Annotated in this window: 12 protein-coding genes; all 12 read right to left on the bottom strand. The window is 74.8% G+C overall.

All coding sequences use genetic code 11. From position 1 onward, the window contains the following. Positions 1-72 precede the first annotated feature (72 nt). Positions 73-1,302, bottom strand: coding sequence for an MFS transporter (locus ACZ6S5_RS10565; RefSeq protein ID WP_465999735.1), 1,230 nt, complete (start codon positions 1,300-1,302; stop codon positions 73-75). 269 nt (positions 1,303-1,571) lie between these two features. Then, positions 1,572-2,390, bottom strand: coding sequence for a hypothetical protein (locus ACZ6S5_RS10560; protein ID WP_465999734.1), 819 nt, complete (start codon positions 2,388-2,390; stop codon positions 1,572-1,574). 136 nt (positions 2,391-2,526) lie between these two features. Then, positions 2,527-3,483 (bottom strand): membrane protein, encoded by a 957-nt coding sequence (locus ACZ6S5_RS10555; RefSeq protein ID WP_465999733.1) that lies wholly within the window; start codon positions 3,481-3,483, stop codon positions 2,527-2,529. A gap of 73 nt (positions 3,484-3,556) precedes the next feature. Next, positions 3,557-4,582, bottom strand: coding sequence for a hypothetical protein (locus ACZ6S5_RS10550; protein ID WP_465999732.1), 1,026 nt, complete (start codon positions 4,580-4,582; stop codon positions 3,557-3,559). A 53-nt stretch (positions 4,583-4,635) separates the two neighbouring features. Then, on the bottom strand, positions 4,636-6,279 hold the full coding sequence (locus ACZ6S5_RS10545; RefSeq protein WP_465999731.1) for a serine/threonine-protein kinase: 1,644 nt from the start codon (positions 6,277-6,279) through the stop codon (positions 4,636-4,638). Between the two features lie 239 nt (positions 6,280-6,518). After that, entirely contained in the window at positions 6,519-7,025 is a 507-nt protein-coding gene (locus ACZ6S5_RS10540; protein ID WP_465999730.1) for a hypothetical protein, read from the bottom strand. 16 nt (positions 7,026-7,041) lie between these two features. Further along, positions 7,042-7,950, bottom strand: coding sequence for a hypothetical protein (locus ACZ6S5_RS10535; protein ID WP_465999729.1), 909 nt, complete (start codon positions 7,948-7,950; stop codon positions 7,042-7,044). Beyond that, positions 7,947-9,182, bottom strand: coding sequence for an MCE family protein (locus ACZ6S5_RS10530; protein ID WP_465999728.1), 1,236 nt, complete (start codon positions 9,180-9,182; stop codon positions 7,947-7,949). Before ACZ6S5_RS10530 ends, ACZ6S5_RS10535 begins: the two co-directional genes overlap by 4 nt. Then, positions 9,179-11,851, bottom strand: coding sequence for an MCE family protein (locus ACZ6S5_RS10525; protein WP_465999727.1), 2,673 nt, complete (start codon positions 11,849-11,851; stop codon positions 9,179-9,181). The genes ACZ6S5_RS10530 and ACZ6S5_RS10525 overlap by 4 nt, the downstream gene beginning before the upstream one ends. Next, positions 11,851-12,834, bottom strand: coding sequence for an MCE family protein (locus ACZ6S5_RS10520; RefSeq protein ID WP_465999726.1), 984 nt, complete (start codon positions 12,832-12,834; stop codon positions 11,851-11,853). The genes ACZ6S5_RS10525 and ACZ6S5_RS10520 overlap by 1 nt, the downstream gene beginning before the upstream one ends. Then, complete coding sequence (locus tag ACZ6S5_RS10515; protein ID WP_465999725.1) at positions 12,831-13,865, bottom strand: MCE family protein; 1,035 nt, start codon at positions 13,863-13,865, stop codon at positions 12,831-12,833. The genes ACZ6S5_RS10520 and ACZ6S5_RS10515 overlap by 4 nt, the downstream gene beginning before the upstream one ends. Further along, positions 13,862-15,142: an MCE family protein gene (locus ACZ6S5_RS10510; RefSeq protein ID WP_465999724.1), complete on the bottom strand. Its 1,281-nt coding sequence runs from the start codon at positions 15,140-15,142 to the stop codon at positions 13,862-13,864. The genes ACZ6S5_RS10515 and ACZ6S5_RS10510 overlap by 4 nt, the downstream gene beginning before the upstream one ends. Positions 15,143-15,144 lie beyond the last annotated feature (2 nt).

Below are 15,144 nucleotides of genomic sequence, written 5' to 3'. Positions count from 1 at the left end.
CCCGATTGGCGCCGGGGCCTGCCCGATCTCCACCCGCGCCGCCCGGTCGGGCCTGCCTCCGGGCCGCCCCCGTCACCGGCTCTGCTCCACCGCTCGTCGCGGCACCGGGCGACGCACGACCATCCAGAACGCCACCGCGAGGTACGGCACCGCGCCCAGCGCGAACGCGACCGCGTTGCCGGCGGCACCGGCCACCACGCCGTACGCGGCGTAGAACGCGACGATGGTCAGATCGGTCGCCATCCCGGCCACCGAGGTCACCGTGGCCCGGGCCGCACCGGTGATCCGGGACTGCAACCGCACGTCGGCGAGCACCGTGGCGAGCTGGAACGCGGCGAACGCCACCGCGAGCAGCACGAACCCGACCGGACTGCCGACCAGGGAACCCGCCGCCAACGCCGACGCGGCGAGCACCAGCAGGCCCGCGTACCCGCCGGTGCTGAGCCGCTCCCCCACCGGGGCGAGCAGCCCACCGGCGGTCATCCCGGCCCAGAGCATCAGGAGCAGCAGCGGCACAGTCGCCTCGGCGACGCCGGTGTCCCGGGCCAGCAGCCCGGTGTACTCGTCGAGGCCGCCCCAGACCGCGGTCACCGCCGGGACGAGCAGCAGGGCGGCGCGGACCGTGCGGTCGGCCCGCGCCTCGGCCAGGCCCGCGCGCAGGCTGGCGAACCAGCCGGGCTCGTCCTCCCCGTCGACCGGCGGGGGCGCCTCCGTCCGGGCCGGGCGGTGCTCCGGGAACCGGGTCGCGACGGCGGCGGCGAGCAGACCGGCCCCGATGCTGGCCACGCCGACGGCCGGGTAGCCGCCGAGGGCGAAGACCGGTCCGGCCACCGCCCCGGATGCCGCCGCGGCGGCCACGTCCGCGGTGCGGGCCCGGCCCATGAGGCGGGCGTACCGGTCGGCCGCGCCGAGCCGGTCGAGTTCGGTGAAGACCAGCGCCTCGAGGGCACCGGAGCGCAGCGACCCGCCCGCGCCCCGGAGCACGAAGCCGACGGCGAACGCCGGGTAGGACGGGAGGAGCACCCAGAGCGCGAACGCGACCGCCGGCAGCAGCGGGGCCAGGACGAGCAGCAGCCGCCGGGAGACCGCGTCGGCCCAGGCGCCGGAGGGCACCTCCAGCACGATGCCGGTGGCCGACCAGATGACGAACAGCGAGGAGATCTGCCCGACCGACAGCCCGGTGTCGGCGAACAGCAGCACGTAGAGCGGGTAGAGCAGGACGAAGTCGGTGAGGAACGCGTAGCCGTAGAGCGTGGCCGCCAGCCGGCGGGTCGCGGGTACGCGCGCAGGAGTGACGATCATGAGGCCTTCCCACGGGGACGAGACGGACACCGGACGTACGGCGTCCGCGGCGGCCCGCGGGCACGACCTCTAGGACAGGATCAACATCGCCAGGTCATGCGCCCGATGCTAGTCGCCCTCGGCCGGACGCGCGGCCCCCACGACCCCCGGCGCGGTATGGCGCAAAGGGCGGTATCCGACGCTCTGGACACCACCACCTGCCGCGCAGCGGGACTGGCCGCCGGGGCCAGGCTCAGCGGCCGGTTGCCGGCTGGGACAGTCCGCCGACCTCACGGAGCGACAAGGGTGCAGTAAGCGACCGTGGCGTCGTCCGGGATCCGGGCATCGGATCCGGCGGAGGCGCGGGCCTCGGCCTGCCGGACGCGGCGGATGAACTCGGCCGGCCCGTCAGCGCCGAGCAGTTCCAGTACGCCCGGCCAGTCGGTCAGGCCGTACGGGCTGACGATGCGGCTGGCGCCGTTGCTGAGCAGCGCGACGCCGTCCAGGTCGGGAAGGGCACGGCTGCCGGTCACCGCTTCCTCCGCCGCGTGCGGATCGTCCTTGGCGATCCAGTAGCCGCCCGGCCGGTTCCGGCGGGCGCGCAGCGCCTCGACGCAGGACTCTCGGATCCGGTCGTACTCCGGAGTTCCCGTAGGGACGCCCTCCAGCGGTGCCGAGCAGATGCGCCTGGCGGTGACCTCACGTTCGTCGGTGATGACCTGCGGGCCACCGCCGGCCCGGTCGAGGACGAGGTAGGAGTCCGCGAGCAGGAGATGGTCCAGGCGGCCCAGGTGGGCGCGGACGATCACCACGGTCGCCTGCGGGCTGCTGGGGTTGGTGATGTCGCAGGTGCCGCGGTGCTCGGCGGCGATCTGGGCGATCGAGGCGGCGAGGATCGCCGCGAGGTCCCGCCCGTCGTCCCGGGACAGCCGGCCGAGCAGCGCGCCACCGAGACGGTGGGTGTACCAGGCGACACCGTGGCAGCAGATCGACTCGGTTCCCGGGATCCCGGCGCCGTCGAGCAGCACGGCGGCGCCGGGGACGGCGCCGACGAAATCCTCGTTCGGCCGGCCCGCCGTACCGGCGCCGGTCGCCATGCTGACGCGCATTCACGCACTCCTCAGGACCTGACCGGTGATTGTAGGCAGCGTCGACGGCGCGGTGGTGGCCCGAGAAGGAAGCGGCATGGGCACACACGACCGGGGCGGGCCCGATCGGGCCCGCCCCGGTTCACCGCACCGGCGGTCAGCGGCGGAACTTGTCCGCGTCCACCGGCGGCAGCACCATCGTGGCCTCGCTGTCCGCCGCCTGCTCGACGGTGGGCTGGCGCGGCGTGGTCGGCTGGGTGCGCTCCGCCTCCCCGTACGGCGACACGGTCGGCGCCGTCGACCCGTGCGGGGCGACCGGCTGGGTGCGGTCGGCCTCGGTGTCCCGGGCCACCGGCTGGGTCAGCTCGGCCTCCGCGTACGGGTTGTCCTGGGTCAGCCGCGCCTCGACGTCCCGCCGGCCGGCCTGGTAGGCGCGGGCGTGGGTGGCGATGGTGCGCGACTCGTCCTCGGCGCGGGCCAGCCAGTTCTCCCAGCGGCTCTGCATCGGACGGACCAGGCCGCCGCCGACGCCGACGACCAGGATGCCGCCGACGGTGGCCAGGACGGCGATCAGCACCGGGGTGGTCACCGCGGTGGCCACGCCGATCTGGTTGAGCGCGGCGATGACACCCAGACCGAGGATGAACACCGAGGCGATGTTGGCGAGGATCTGGCCGTAGGACAGGCCGCCGAGGGCGCTGGAGATGATGTCCTTGACCGCCTTCGCGATGGCCGCGGCGACCACCACGATGACGATGGCGACGAACGCCCGGGGCAGCCAGGCGATCACGCCGGCGATCAGGTCCGAGATCGGGTTCGGGCCCCAGATGCCGAAGGCGAGCTGCAGGGTGACCAGCAGCACGGCGTAGTAGGCCAGCTTGGCGACGATGTCGCTGGCGTCGTAGCGGGAGCGGGCCAGGGCGGTCTTGATGCCGCCGCGCTCGACGGCCTTGTCGAAGTGCACCCGCTCGAGGACCTTGTCCACGATCTTCAGCACGGCCTTGGCGATCAGCCAGCCGACCACCAGGATCGCGATGAAGGCGACCGCTTTGGGCAGGAACAGCATCACCGAACGGAACGCGTCGCCCACCGCGTTCCCGAAGTTGTCTCTCATCGAAGGGCCTCCACGGACGGATTCGGGTCGGTCCGCCTCGGACCTACCCGCCGCGTCGCGTCGGAAAACCCGGTCAGCCGCGCCGGCAGCGGTAGGCGACCGGCGTACCGGCCTGGACCGGCGACGGCTCGATGATGTTGACGGTGGCCGTCTCGGTGGTGGCGCCGACGCCGCTGAACGTCCACCTGAGGGTGAGGGTGGCGGTCCGCTGGCCGCGGCCGACCCGTTCGCTGAGCAGGGCCCCGGGCGGCGCGTCGGAGCGGAACCACTGGTAGCGGATCGTCCCGCCCCGGCCGTTCGTCCGTACGGTGGCCACCACGTCGACGGTGACGTCGCAGCGGTCGCCGGCCGGGCGCGGCACGGCCACCGTGACGCCCTCCACCTCGAGTGGGCTGAGCCGCTCCCACAGGTACAGCCCGACCACCGCGACCAGGGCGAGGGTCAGCAGGGTGGAGAGCACCGAGACCACCCGGCGCCACACCGGGCGTCGGCGGCGCGCCGAGGCCGGGGCCGGCCAGACGGGGGCGCCGGGCGGGATCGCCGGCACGCCCGGCCCGAACCGGACCTCGCCGCCGGACGCCGGCTGCCCGGGACCACTCGACGCCGGGCCGTGGCCGTACGCGCCAGTCGTCCCGCCGTAGCCGGCGGTGGCCGGCCCGGTCGGGGCGGGTGCGGGCCCGGCGGTGCCGCCGTAAGCGGCGGTCGCGGGCCCGCTCGGCGCGGCGAAGTTGGTGGTGGCGGCGTCCGCCGGCCCGAAGCTGACGGTCCGGTCGGTGGCGCCGGGACTCACCGTCCGCACCGGCGGGCTGACGGTCGGCGCCCGGTCGGTCGCGCCGAGGTGCACGGTCGGCTCCGGCGCGCCGACGGCCGCCGTCCGCTCCGGCGCGCCGAGGTACAGGGTCCGGTCGGTCGTGCCGAGGTGGACCGTCGGGGCCGGGGCGTCCAGCTGCACCGTGACGTCGGTGGCCGCGAGGTGCGCGGTGGGCCCGGCGCCATCGAGCGCAACGGTGCGGTCGAGGTCGACGGTGGCCCCGGGGTCGGTGACCGGCGGCATCGCCCGGGTGGGCAGCGCCTCGGTGGGCTCCTCCGGCCGGGTCACGCGAGCCGTCCCCGGATCGTGGTGAGGCACTGGGCAGCGGGCACGTCGTTCTCCTAGCCGATGGGGCAGTCTCGGTAGAGCGTCACGTACGCCGGCGACGCGGAGGTGGCCGCATTGCCGGCGGCGTCGACGGCGGTGACGTAGATCGGGATCCGGGTGTTGTCCTTCGGCGTCGGCAGCGGGCCGAGCGTTGCCTGGAACGCGCCCTGCCCGCCCGAACTCATCCCGACGGTCGAGGTGACGCCATCCAGGGTGTACCGGAAGCTGACCTTCAGCGCCGTCGGCCCGCTGCGGTCGTCGGTCACCGTGGCGCTGACGGTGCTCCTCTGGTAGCCGTAGGAGCACACCCCCGGGGACAGCTGGTTGGGGCTGGCGCTGACGCCGCTGACGGTCGGGGCGGTGACGTCGGGCGGGGGCGGCGGGGCGGTGCTGGTCGGCGGGGGCGGTGCGCTGGTGCGTACCGGTGGGCGGGTCGGCGCGGCCGAGCGGGACCGGCTGGGCGTGGCGGTCGGGGTGACCGACGGCGTGGGCGTGGCCGAAGCGCTGGGGGTGGGGGCCGGGGTCGGCGTCGGGGCTGCGGCCGGAGCGCTGGCGCCGGTCGGGTCGACAGTGGCCGGGCCGGCCGGCCCGGCGGCGACCGCGGGGTCGTCGTGGGCGGCATAGCGGTAGCCGACGCCACCGGCCAGCAACGCCGCGACCAGCGCGCCGCCGACCAGCGCGGTGCGCCTCCGGCCACGATGGAACAGGCCCCGCCGGGTACGCGCCGTGCCCGTGCCCGCGCCGAGCGCGGTGCTGGCCAGGCTGGTGGCGCCGCCGCTGCCGTCCGGGAACGGCCAGAGCGCGGCGAGCAGTGCCGCCCGGCGGGCCAGCTCACGCAGCCCGCGCTCCTCCCACTCCGAGCCGTACGCCTCGCCGGCCACCCGGTCGAGCAGCTCGAGGAAGACCTGAGCGGGCTGCGGCCGCTCGGCCGGCCGTTTCGCCATGCCGTGCCGGAGCAGTTCGTGCACCGGCGCCGGGGCCGGGTCGGTGGGGATCGGCGCGGAGGCGTGCTGCTCGCGTAGGGCGAAGAGGTTCTTCCCGTCGTACGGCGGCCGGCCGGTCAGGCACTCGAAGAAGGTGGCGGTGGCCGCGTAGATGTCGCAGGCGGGGCTGGCCGGGGCGCCGGTCCACTGCTCCGGGGCCATGTAGCGGGGCGTGCCGGAGACCGTGGTGTCGGAGCCCTGCCCGATCGGCATGGCGATGCCGAAGTCGGCGAGCTTGCTCAGCCCCTCCCCGGTGACCAGCACGTTCTCCGGCTTGTAGTCACGGTGCACGACGCCGTGGATGTGCGCGGCGGCCAGCCCGGCGAGGGAGCCCTTGAGCACACAGAGCGCCGACTCGGGAGTGGTCGGGCCGTGCTCACGCAGCATCTGCCGCAGCGACACCCCGTTGACCAGTTCCATGACGATCGCCGCGCCCTCGGCGGACTCGACGTACTCGTAGAGCCGGGAGACGTGCGGGTCGTCGATGTCGGCGAGCAGCCGGGCCTCCTGGCGGAAGGCGGTCCGGAAGGACGGGTCGTCGCCGATGGCGCGGATCAGGTATTTGATGGCGACCGGCGCGCCGGTGGCGTCGTGGGTGGCGAGCATGACGCTGCCGGACGCCCCGGCGCCGAGCCGACGGACGGGGGTGTAGCCGGACAGCTGCCAGCCGCTCATGCCACGAACTCCACGGCGATCAAGGGACGGGTGTCGACCCCCGTCTCGCTGATCATTCTGGTCACCGCGGAGCTGCCGTCCATCGGCGCAACGGGTGCATCCGCTGTCCGGTTGGCGACCCCGGACCGGGGTTGCCGGCAAGGTTCGGGGTCGGTCGCGCGCGGGCTGGGCACCGTGGTCGGCGGGTGGTCGGTTGCGGACACGCCGCCACTGTTAGCAGACCCCGGCAACCCGGCTGGTCAGATGGCGGTGGCCTGGACCACCTTCCATTCGCCGTGGACCGGGACCATGGTGAGCACGACCCGGTTCTGGTCGACCTTCTCCCCCGCCGTGGTCACGTTGCGGCGGTACTGGTTGAGGTAGAGGAGCAGCTCCACCCGGTCCGTCTCGGCGCGGACCACGCCGGTGGCGGACACCTCGGCCAGCACCACCGCCTGTTGTCTGGTGGCGGTCGGTTTGAGCGCGGCGGTGGTCTGCGCGTACTCCTCGGCGAAGCCGCCGGTGGCGAAGGTGCGGCCGTTGGCGATGCTGTCGTCGAAGGTGCGGTAGTCGTACGAGAAGAGCGCCTTGGCGGCGGCGGGCGCGGTGGCCAGGGCCTGGCGTACGGCCTGGTCACGCTGCCCGGTGCGGCGGTCGGCCAGCCAGCCGGCGAGGGCCACGGCCGCGGCGAGGACGATCGCGACGGCGAGCAGGGGTACGGGGCGCAGCCGGGCCGGGCGGCGGCGCAGCACGGTGTGAACACGCATGGTCTTCTCCTGCCGGTCAGCCGACGAACTGGAGCTTGGACACCAGCCATTCGCCCGAGTCGCCGTCCCGGACCAGGTCGAGCTGGATCCGGTAGTGCGACGGGCGGCCGTCGGGTGCCTTGACGTTCTTGACGGTGGCGTCGACCGCGACGAGCACCACGGCGTGCCGGCGGTCGCCGGAGACCAGCGCGGCGCGCAGGACGACGCCCTGCGACTGGACCTTGTTCTCGACCACGGCGGCGCGGACCTGCTTCTGGCCGCGGGTGAACTCGTCCTTGAAGTCGCCGGTGGCCCCGGCGGTGACGCGTTGCAGGTCCCGGTCGACGCTGGCGGCGCTGATCGAGACGAAGTCGACAGCGGCCTGCCGCGCGGCGGCGACGGCCTGCCGGTGCGCCTGGTCGGTGGCCCGATCGACGTACCAGCGGTGGCCGCAGACGCCGGCGCCGGCGAGGGCGGCGGCGAGCAGCACGACCAGCAGCGCGGTCAGGGCGCGGCCCCGGGCCGGCCCGCCGGGCGTCGCCGCCCCGGCGCCGACGTCGGGGCCGGGGTCGCTCTCCGCATCGGGGTCGCCTTCCACATCGGAGCCGGCGTCGGCGTCGGCCCTCTGGTGGGCGTTCGGGGCCGGCCGGACCGACGGGTGGCGGCGCCGGGCGGGCCGCGCCGGCGCATCCTGCCGCTCGGGCAGGTCCTCGACCTCGGCCGGGTCGCCGGCCACGGTCAGGTCCCCCGCCTCGATCGGGTCCTCGACCGGCTCCCGGTCGAGGCGTTCCAGCACCCGCTCGATCGGCGCGTCCGTTCGGGGCAGCGGGCGGCTGACCAGGCGGCGGCGCGTCGGGGCCGGGCCACCGGCCAGGGCGCCCTTGATGACTCTCAGTGTGGTGTTCCTGCGGCTGGGCACCGCCACCTCCTCCGGTACGCCGGTCACGGGGTCAGGCCGGCGAGCAACAGCTGTTTCCAGGACTGGTCACCGGCGGTGCGGTACTGGCCGCCGGTGCCACCGAACTGCAACGGGCGGCCGTCGGAGCCGAGCACCAGGCCGGTCGCCGGGTCGTACCCCGAGGTGGCCGCCGGGTCGGGAACGGCCGGCGCGGGGTCGGCGCCGCCGGGTCGCGGCGCGTTGCCCGCCCCGCGGACGCTCGCCCCAGCGGCCCGGTCGTTCGCGCTGCACGTCGTGCCGCCGCCGTGGTAGACGCAGGCGGGCGGGTCGCCGGCGTTGACGACCAGGCCGAGGTGGGCCGTGCCGTCGCCGGGGGTGACGGTGAAGCCGCCGGCCACCGCGATCGGGTAGACCACCAGGAGCTGCTCGATGCCGGGCAGCCGCCGGGCGGCGATCCCGTTCACCGTGACCAGGTTGCCGAGCAGGGTGCCGATGTCCGGCTCCAGGCCGCGCAGCAGGCTTCGCAGCTCGGCGCCGGCCGGCGGTCCGGCGGCGATCAGCCGCCGCAGGTCGGGGTCGGCGGCGCGGAGCGTGGCGGCGAGCTGCGCCAGGCCGGCCGACCAGCGGCGCAGTGCCTCGGCGGATTCCGCCTGGGTGGTGAGCACGGTGCGCGCGTCGCGGATCAGGGCGAGCGTCTCGGGCAGCCGGGCGTCGGCCTCGGCGAGCAGGCCGTCGCCGGAGTCGAGGATCCGGGCGAGGGCCTGCTCGTTGCCCTCGAAGGCGGTGCCCAGCTCGGTGATCAGCACGCTGAGGTCGTCCGGGCCGACCGAGCGGACCAGGGCGTCCAGGTTGGTCAGCAGGGCCTCCGGGGCGAGCGGCAGGCCGGTCCGGTCGGCCGGGATCACCGCCCCGGCGGCGAGGTACGGGCCGTCGTCGCGGTCGGGGCGCAGGTCGAGGTACTGCTCCCCCACCGCCGAGCGTTGGGCGACCACCGCCCGCAGCGCGTCGGGCACCCGGACGCCCCGGTCGATGCGCAGGTCGGCGCGGACCCCGTCGTCGTGCAGGCCGACGGCGGTGACCCGGCCGACGGGGACCCCGCGGTAGGTGACCGGCGCGTTGGCGAAGAGCCCACCGGCACGGGCCAGGTCGACGTGGAGCACGTAGCCGTTGCCGAGGAGGCGGTCGCCGAGGCCGACGTAGCGGATCCCGACGTAGCCGATACCCAGCACACTCACCAGGACGAAGGCGAGCACCTGGAGTCTGACGGTGCGTCCGATCACGGCAGCAGCCCTCCACCCAGGACGTCGGTCAGGTCACCGATCTGACCGGTGACGGCGCCGGTCACCGGCAGTACGCAGTCGGCGGTGAGCACGGTGCCGTCCGGCAGTTCGGTGCCGGCGGGGAACGCGGTGCCGGGCGGCACCACGCCGGTGGGCAGCAGCAGCCCGCCGAGCGGCACCGTGGAGCCGGGCTTGAGCAGCTGGCAGCCCGCCGGCAGGCCGCACTCCTCCGGCGGCGTCCAGGTGGCCGGGAAGTCCTTGAGGTCCGGCAGGCACGTCAGCGACAGCTCGGGCAGGTCGACCCCGGGCTTGCCGGGGACCGCCGGGCCGGTGGTGGCGGGCGGCCGGGGCGCGGTCGGGGCCTGCGTCCGCGGCGCCCGCGGGGCCGGGGCGGGCGCGGCGGCCAGCAGGTTGGACAGGATGCTCGCGGCGTCCAGGTCGGCGGTGACGGAGAGGTTGACGAAGTCGCCGACGATCGCCCCGGTGACGTTGGGCGGGAACGGGTACGACAGCATGAAGTCCAGGGACTTGGGCAGGTCGTCGCCGGCCGCGGCGAGCTGTTCCAGGATGGGTTGCAGCGCCTTGACGCCGGCCACGGTGTCCGCCCGGCTGCGCTCGACCACCCGGGTGCCGACCGTACCGAGCTGGCCGAGGGCGGTGAGCGCCCTGGTCAGCTGGGCGCGTTGCCGGGCCAGCACGGTCAGGCCGGGGGCGAGGGAGTCCAGCGCGTCCCCGACGACCTGGCGCTGGCGGGCGAGCCGGCCGGTGAGCCGGTCGAGCGCGTCGATGGCGCGAACGATGTCGGCCTTCTGCCGATCCAGTCCGCCGATGAACGTGTCGAGCTGGGTCAGCGTGTCCCGCAGGTCCGCCTCGCGGCCGGCCAGGGCGGTGCCCAGCTCCTGGTTGATGGTCCGGATCTGGGCCAGGCCGCCGCCGTTGAGCAGCAGGCCGAGGGCGGCGAGGACCTCCTCGACCTCGGCGCCCCGGGTGGTGCGGGACAGCGGGATGACGTCGCCGTCGGCGAGCCGCCCGCGGGCCGGCTCGGTGGGCGGCGCCGACACCGTCACGTACTTCTCGCCGAGCAGGCTGCTCTGGCGTACGGCGGCGGTGGCGTTGGCGGGCAGCCGTACGGTGCGGTCGAGGCGCAGCCGGACCTGGGCGTGCCAGCCGGACAGGGAGATCTTCTCCACCGTGCCGACGGTGACGTCGTCGACCTTGACCGCGGCGCGGGGCACCAGGTCGAGCACGTCGGCGAACTCGGCGGTGACCGTGTAGCCCGCGCCGGCCGGCTGGCCGCCGGGCAGCGGCAGGTCGGCGACCTCGGGCAGGCCGCAGCCGGCCGGCAGCAGCGCCATGGTGAACGCGGCGGCCAGCAGCCGCAGCCCACTCCTGCCGGCACTCCGCTTCGCTCGCTGCCGCTCGCTCATGCCGGGCCTCGCAGGATGCCGCCGAGGGTGGGATCGGTGGAGGTGGAGAAGCCGCCCGGCGCCTGGTCGGCGGTCGGCGCACCGGGGGAGCCCGCGGACCCCGGAGAGGACCCGCCGGCCGCCGGGGCGCCGGGGCGGCAGCTTGATCAGCTTGCGCAGCTGGTCGGTGAGGGGCCGGCCCTGGGCGTACAGGGTCTGTGCGAGCGCGGTGCACTTCGCCGGCACCTCGGCGGCGGGCAGCTGGTCCGCCATCAGTGAGCACACGAAGGTCACCGGGTCGTACGGGCCGAGGGCGTTGTCCCGGGTGTCCAGGGTGCCCGACCGCGGGTTGTAGGCGAGGTTGAGGTTGCCCAGGGCCAGCGGCGCCACGTCGAGGATCTGGATGACGGCCTGCTGCTGGCGGACCAGGACGCGGGTGATGTCGGCCAGCGCGGTGACGTTGGAGGTGAGCGCGGTCCGGTTCTGCCGGACGAAGGTGGTCACCTCGGCGAGCGCGGTGGCGAGGTTGCGCAGCGCGGCGGCCAGCTCCTCCTTCTCCCCCGCGAGCTGCTCGGCGACGTCGGCGAGCTGCTGCTGGAAGCGGCGTACTTGCTGGTCGTTCTGCGCCAGGGTGGTGGTGAAGCGTTGCAGGTTGGTGACGGTGCCGAACAGGTCGCCACGCCCGGCGGAGAGGGTGGTCAGCGCGCGGGACAGGCCGCCGAGGGTGTCGTGCAGGTGCTGGCCGTTGCCCTCGAGGTTGGCCCGGCCGGTGGCGACCAGGCCGGACAGCGCGCCGTCGGCGTTGGCACCCTGCGGGCCGAGCGTCCGGTTGAACTCGTCCAGCGCCTGGTAGATGTCGTCGATCTCCATCGGCGCGGCGGTCCGGGCGACCGGGATCTCGGCGCCGTCGGTGAGCGCGGTTCCACCGGTGAAGGCCGGGGTGAGCTGCACGTATCGGTCGCTGACCACGCTGGGCGGGACGATCAGCGCCTGGGCGTCGGCGGGGACCCGCAGGGTCGGGTCGTAGCGCATCTCGACCCGGACGACGCGGCCCTGCGGGGTGACCTTCTCCACCTCGCCGACGCGGACGCCGAGCACCCGGACGTCCGAGCCCGGGTAGACGCCGACCGCGCGGGTGAAGTACGCGACGACCCGCCGCTGCGGTGTCTCGTGCCGCCACACCACGGCACCGGCGGCGACGGCGGTGAGCAGTACGGTGGCCGCGGCGAGGGGACGCCGCCAGCGCTGGATCCGACCGGGCATCAGCGTCCTCCCGGGGCGGGCAGGTAGGGCTGGAGCAGACCGTCGACGTAGGAGTCGAACCAGCGGCCGTTGCCGACCACGTTGGCGAAGGCGGTGACGAACGGCCCCATCCGCCGGATGGTCTGCTCCAGGTTGTCGCGGTTGCGTTGCAGGACGGCGACCACGTCGCGCAGCTTGCGCAGCGCCGGTTCGAGCTGGGCGCGGTTGTCGGCGACCAGCCCGGACAGCTGGGTGGCGAGCTGGTCGGTGCCGACGAGGAGCTGGTGGATGGCGTCGCGGCGGCGGCTGACCTCGGCGAGCAGCTTCTCCCCGTCGGTGACCAGTTTGCGGAACTCCTCGTCGCGTTCGGCGAGCACGCCGGTGACGGTGCGGGCGCGGGCGAGCAGGGTACGCAGCTCGGCGTCGCGACCGGCGACGGTGCGGGACAGCCGGGACAGGCCGGTCAGCGAGGTGGCGACGCTGGGCGGGGTGTCGGCGAACGTCTGCGACAGGGTGGTGAACGCCTGCGCGAGCTGGTCGGTGTCGACCTTGTCGAGGGTGTCGGCAAGACCGGTGACGGCCTGCACCACGTCGAACGGGGCGGCGGTGCGATCGAGGGGGATCTGCGCGTGCTCGGGCAGCCGTCCCGGTCCGGCCGGGGACAGCGCGAGATACTTCTGACCGAGCACGGTCTTGATCCGGATGGTGGCGCCGGTGTCCTGGCCGAGGCGTACGCCGTCGTCGTCGACCCGGAAGCGGACCCGCACGTACGGGTGGGGCGCGCGGGCCAGGTCGACGGCGGTGACCACGCCGACCCGGACGCCGGCCACCCGGACCTCGTTGCCGGTGGCCAGGCCGCTGGCGTCGTGGAACGCGGCCTGGTAGGAGCGGCCGGTGAGCGCGGCGATCCGGTCGAGCTGGAAGGCGCCGAGCAGGGCGGCGATGATGACGGCCAGGCCGACCGTGCCGACGACGACGGGGTTGCGTTCGCGGAAGGGTCTCACCGGTCACCTCCGGTGGCGCAGCGGGCGGCGGTGGCGCTGACGCTCGGCGTGGTCAGCGGCGGTTGGCCGGCGACGGCCACCCGGCCGTCGAAGTCGCAGAGGTAGAAGTTGAACCAGGACCCGTAGGAGGCGACCCGGGTGAGCTGCTCGTAGCGTTGCGGCAGCAGGCCCAGGGTGGAGTCGATGACGGCCGAGTTGCGGTCGAGGGTGCCGGCGAGGTCGCCGAGGGCCGCCACGTCGGCGGCCAGCGGCGGCCGGGTCTGGCGGAGCAGCCCGGCGGTGGTGTCGGTCAGCTCGCCGAGGTTCACCAGTGCGGCGCCGATGGCGGTGCGGTCGGCGGAGAGCCCGGAGACGAACTGCTGGAGCTGGGTGACGCTCTGGTCGAGGTCGCCGTCGTGCGCGGCCAGGGTGCCGAGGACCTGGTTCAGGTTGGTGACCACCCGGCCGATCACGGCGTCCCGGTCGGCGAGCGTGGTGGTCAGCGAGGCCGTCCGGCGCAGCAGGCTCGCGACGGTGCCGCCCTCCCCCTGCAGGACCTGGATGATCTCGTACGCGAGCTTGTTGACGTCGTCGGGGTCGAGCGCGGTGAACAGCGGCCGGAATCCGTTGAACAGCACGGTCAGGTCCAGCGCCGGCTTGGTCCGGGTGAGCGGGATGAGTCCGTCGGCGGGCAGCGGGCGGCGGTCGCCGGGGCCCTCGGTCAGCGCCAGGTAGCGCTGGCCGACGAGGTTGCGGTAGCGGACGGCGGCCCGGACACCGGTGGCGACCGGCACGTCCCGGTCCACGGTGAAGCTCACCTCGGCGACGGTGTCGTCGACGACGGCGATGTCGCTGACCTTGCCGACCCGGACCCCGGCGATGCGTACGTCGTCGCCGGGCAGCAGCCCGGTGACGTCGGTGAACCGGGCGCGGTAGGTGACCCCGTCGGGCGGGAACGCGCCGAGGGTCTGGGCGAGCAGCCCGGTGGCCAGCAGCGTGACGGCGGCGAACAGCACCAGCTTGATCAGCGCGGAGGTCGTCTTCCCGGTCATCGGGCGTTCACCACCGCTCCTCGCAGCAGCGGCCCCCAGAGCAGCACCGCGATGTCCGGGACCTCGGCCGGTGGTGTCCCGGTGAGCCCGCCGACCAGGGGTTTGACCAGGGCCTGTTCCTGGCTGGTGCCGGCCTGCCCCATCGCGCCCGCGGGCACCGCGGGGCCGGCGGGCAGGCCGACGGGCAGCGGTGGCCGGGTGCGGGTGCCGCCGTAGTCGTAGCCGTCGGCGACCGGCACCTCCGGGGCGGGCACCGCCGGGTTGGGCAGGTGCCGGCAGTTCGGGCCGTCGTCGGCGGCGTAGACCGGCTCGTCGCGGCCCTTCTCGTACGGGCCGCCGTCCTTGGTGACCTCGAGGGTGATGTGCATCCGGCCGCCGGCGAAGACCTCCTCGACCCGGGGTTGCAGGGCTACGAGGCCGTGGACCAGGCACGGGTACTCGGGGGCGTAGGTGGCGAGCAGTTCCAGCACCGGGCGGCTGACCTGGCCGAGGTGGATGAGCTGGTCGCCGTGCCGGTCGAGGAAGGCCCGGGTGGTGTCGGCGGTGTCGGTGGTGTCGGCGAGGAGCGCGGCGAGCTGGGCGCGCTGGTCGGTGACCGTGTCGGCGGTGACCGTGACGTCGCGCAGCAGGGCGAGCAGGTCGGGCAGCGCGGCGTCGTAGCTGTCCAGCACGGCGGCGAGCTGGCGGACGTCCTCGGCGATGGTGGGCAGCTGCGGGTTGAGCTGCCGCAGGTACGCGTCGAGCCGGGTGAGGTTGGCGCCGAGCTGGTCGCCGCGCCCCTCCAGGGCGGTGGCGATCGCGCCGAGGGTGGCGGCGAGCTGGTCGGGGTGGAGGGCCTGCAGCAGCGGCAACGCCCGGTCGAGCACCCGCTCCAGCTCGATCGCGGTGCGGCTGCGGTCCTGGCTGATGACCGCGCCGTCGCGGATCGGCCCGGCGGTGCTGGCCGGCGACGGCACGAGTTCCACGTAACGCTCGCCGAAGAGGGTCTTGGGCAGCAGCCGGGCGGTCACGTCGGCCGGGATCCGGCCGGTGGTGGCGGGGTCGAGGGCCAGCCCGATGACCGCGCCGTGGCCGTCGCTGCGTACCGAGCGGACGTCGCCGACCACGACGCCGCGGACCTTGACGTCGGCGCCGTCGAGGAGTTGCAGGCCGGCGCGGTCGGCGTGCAGGGTGACCCGGTCGACCGGGGTGAACGCCTGGCGGTACTGCAGCACGGAGGCGGTCAGCGCCGCGGTGAGCAGGGCGATGAAGACGATGCCGAGGACACGGTGTCGCATGG

It is taken from the genome of Micromonospora sp. NPDC051924 (assembly GCF_055586005.1).
Note: the sequence above shows the minus strand (reverse complement) of the source record. Positions and strands in the feature narration are given on the sequence as shown.

Bases quoted from the DNA above. Each gene is read 5' to 3' on its own strand.
- ACZ6S5_RS10565 (WP_465999735.1), bottom strand. From the start codon at position 1,302: ATGATCGTCACTCCTGCGCGCGTACCCGCGACCCGCCGGCTGGCGGCC.
- ACZ6S5_RS10560 (WP_465999734.1), bottom strand. From the start codon at position 2,390: ATGCGCGTCAGCATGGCGACCGGCGCCGGTACGGCGGGCCGGCCGAAC.
- ACZ6S5_RS10555 (WP_465999733.1), bottom strand. From the start codon at position 3,483: ATGAGAGACAACTTCGGGAACGCGGTGGGCGACGCGTTCCGTTCGGTG.
- ACZ6S5_RS10545 (WP_465999731.1), bottom strand. From the start codon at position 6,279: ATGAGCGGCTGGCAGCTGTCCGGCTACACCCCCGTCCGTCGGCTCGGC.
- ACZ6S5_RS10540 (WP_465999730.1), bottom strand. From the start codon at position 7,025: ATGCGTGTTCACACCGTGCTGCGCCGCCGCCCGGCCCGGCTGCGCCCC.
- ACZ6S5_RS10525 (WP_465999727.1), bottom strand. From the start codon at position 11,851: ATGCCCGGTCGGATCCAGCGCTGGCGGCGTCCCCTCGCCGCGGCCACC.
- ACZ6S5_RS10515 (WP_465999725.1), bottom strand. From the start codon at position 13,865: ATGACCGGGAAGACGACCTCCGCGCTGATCAAGCTGGTGCTGTTCGCC.
- ACZ6S5_RS10510 (WP_465999724.1), bottom strand. From the start codon at position 15,142: ATGCGACACCGTGTCCTCGGCATCGTCTTCATCGCCCTGCTCACCGCG.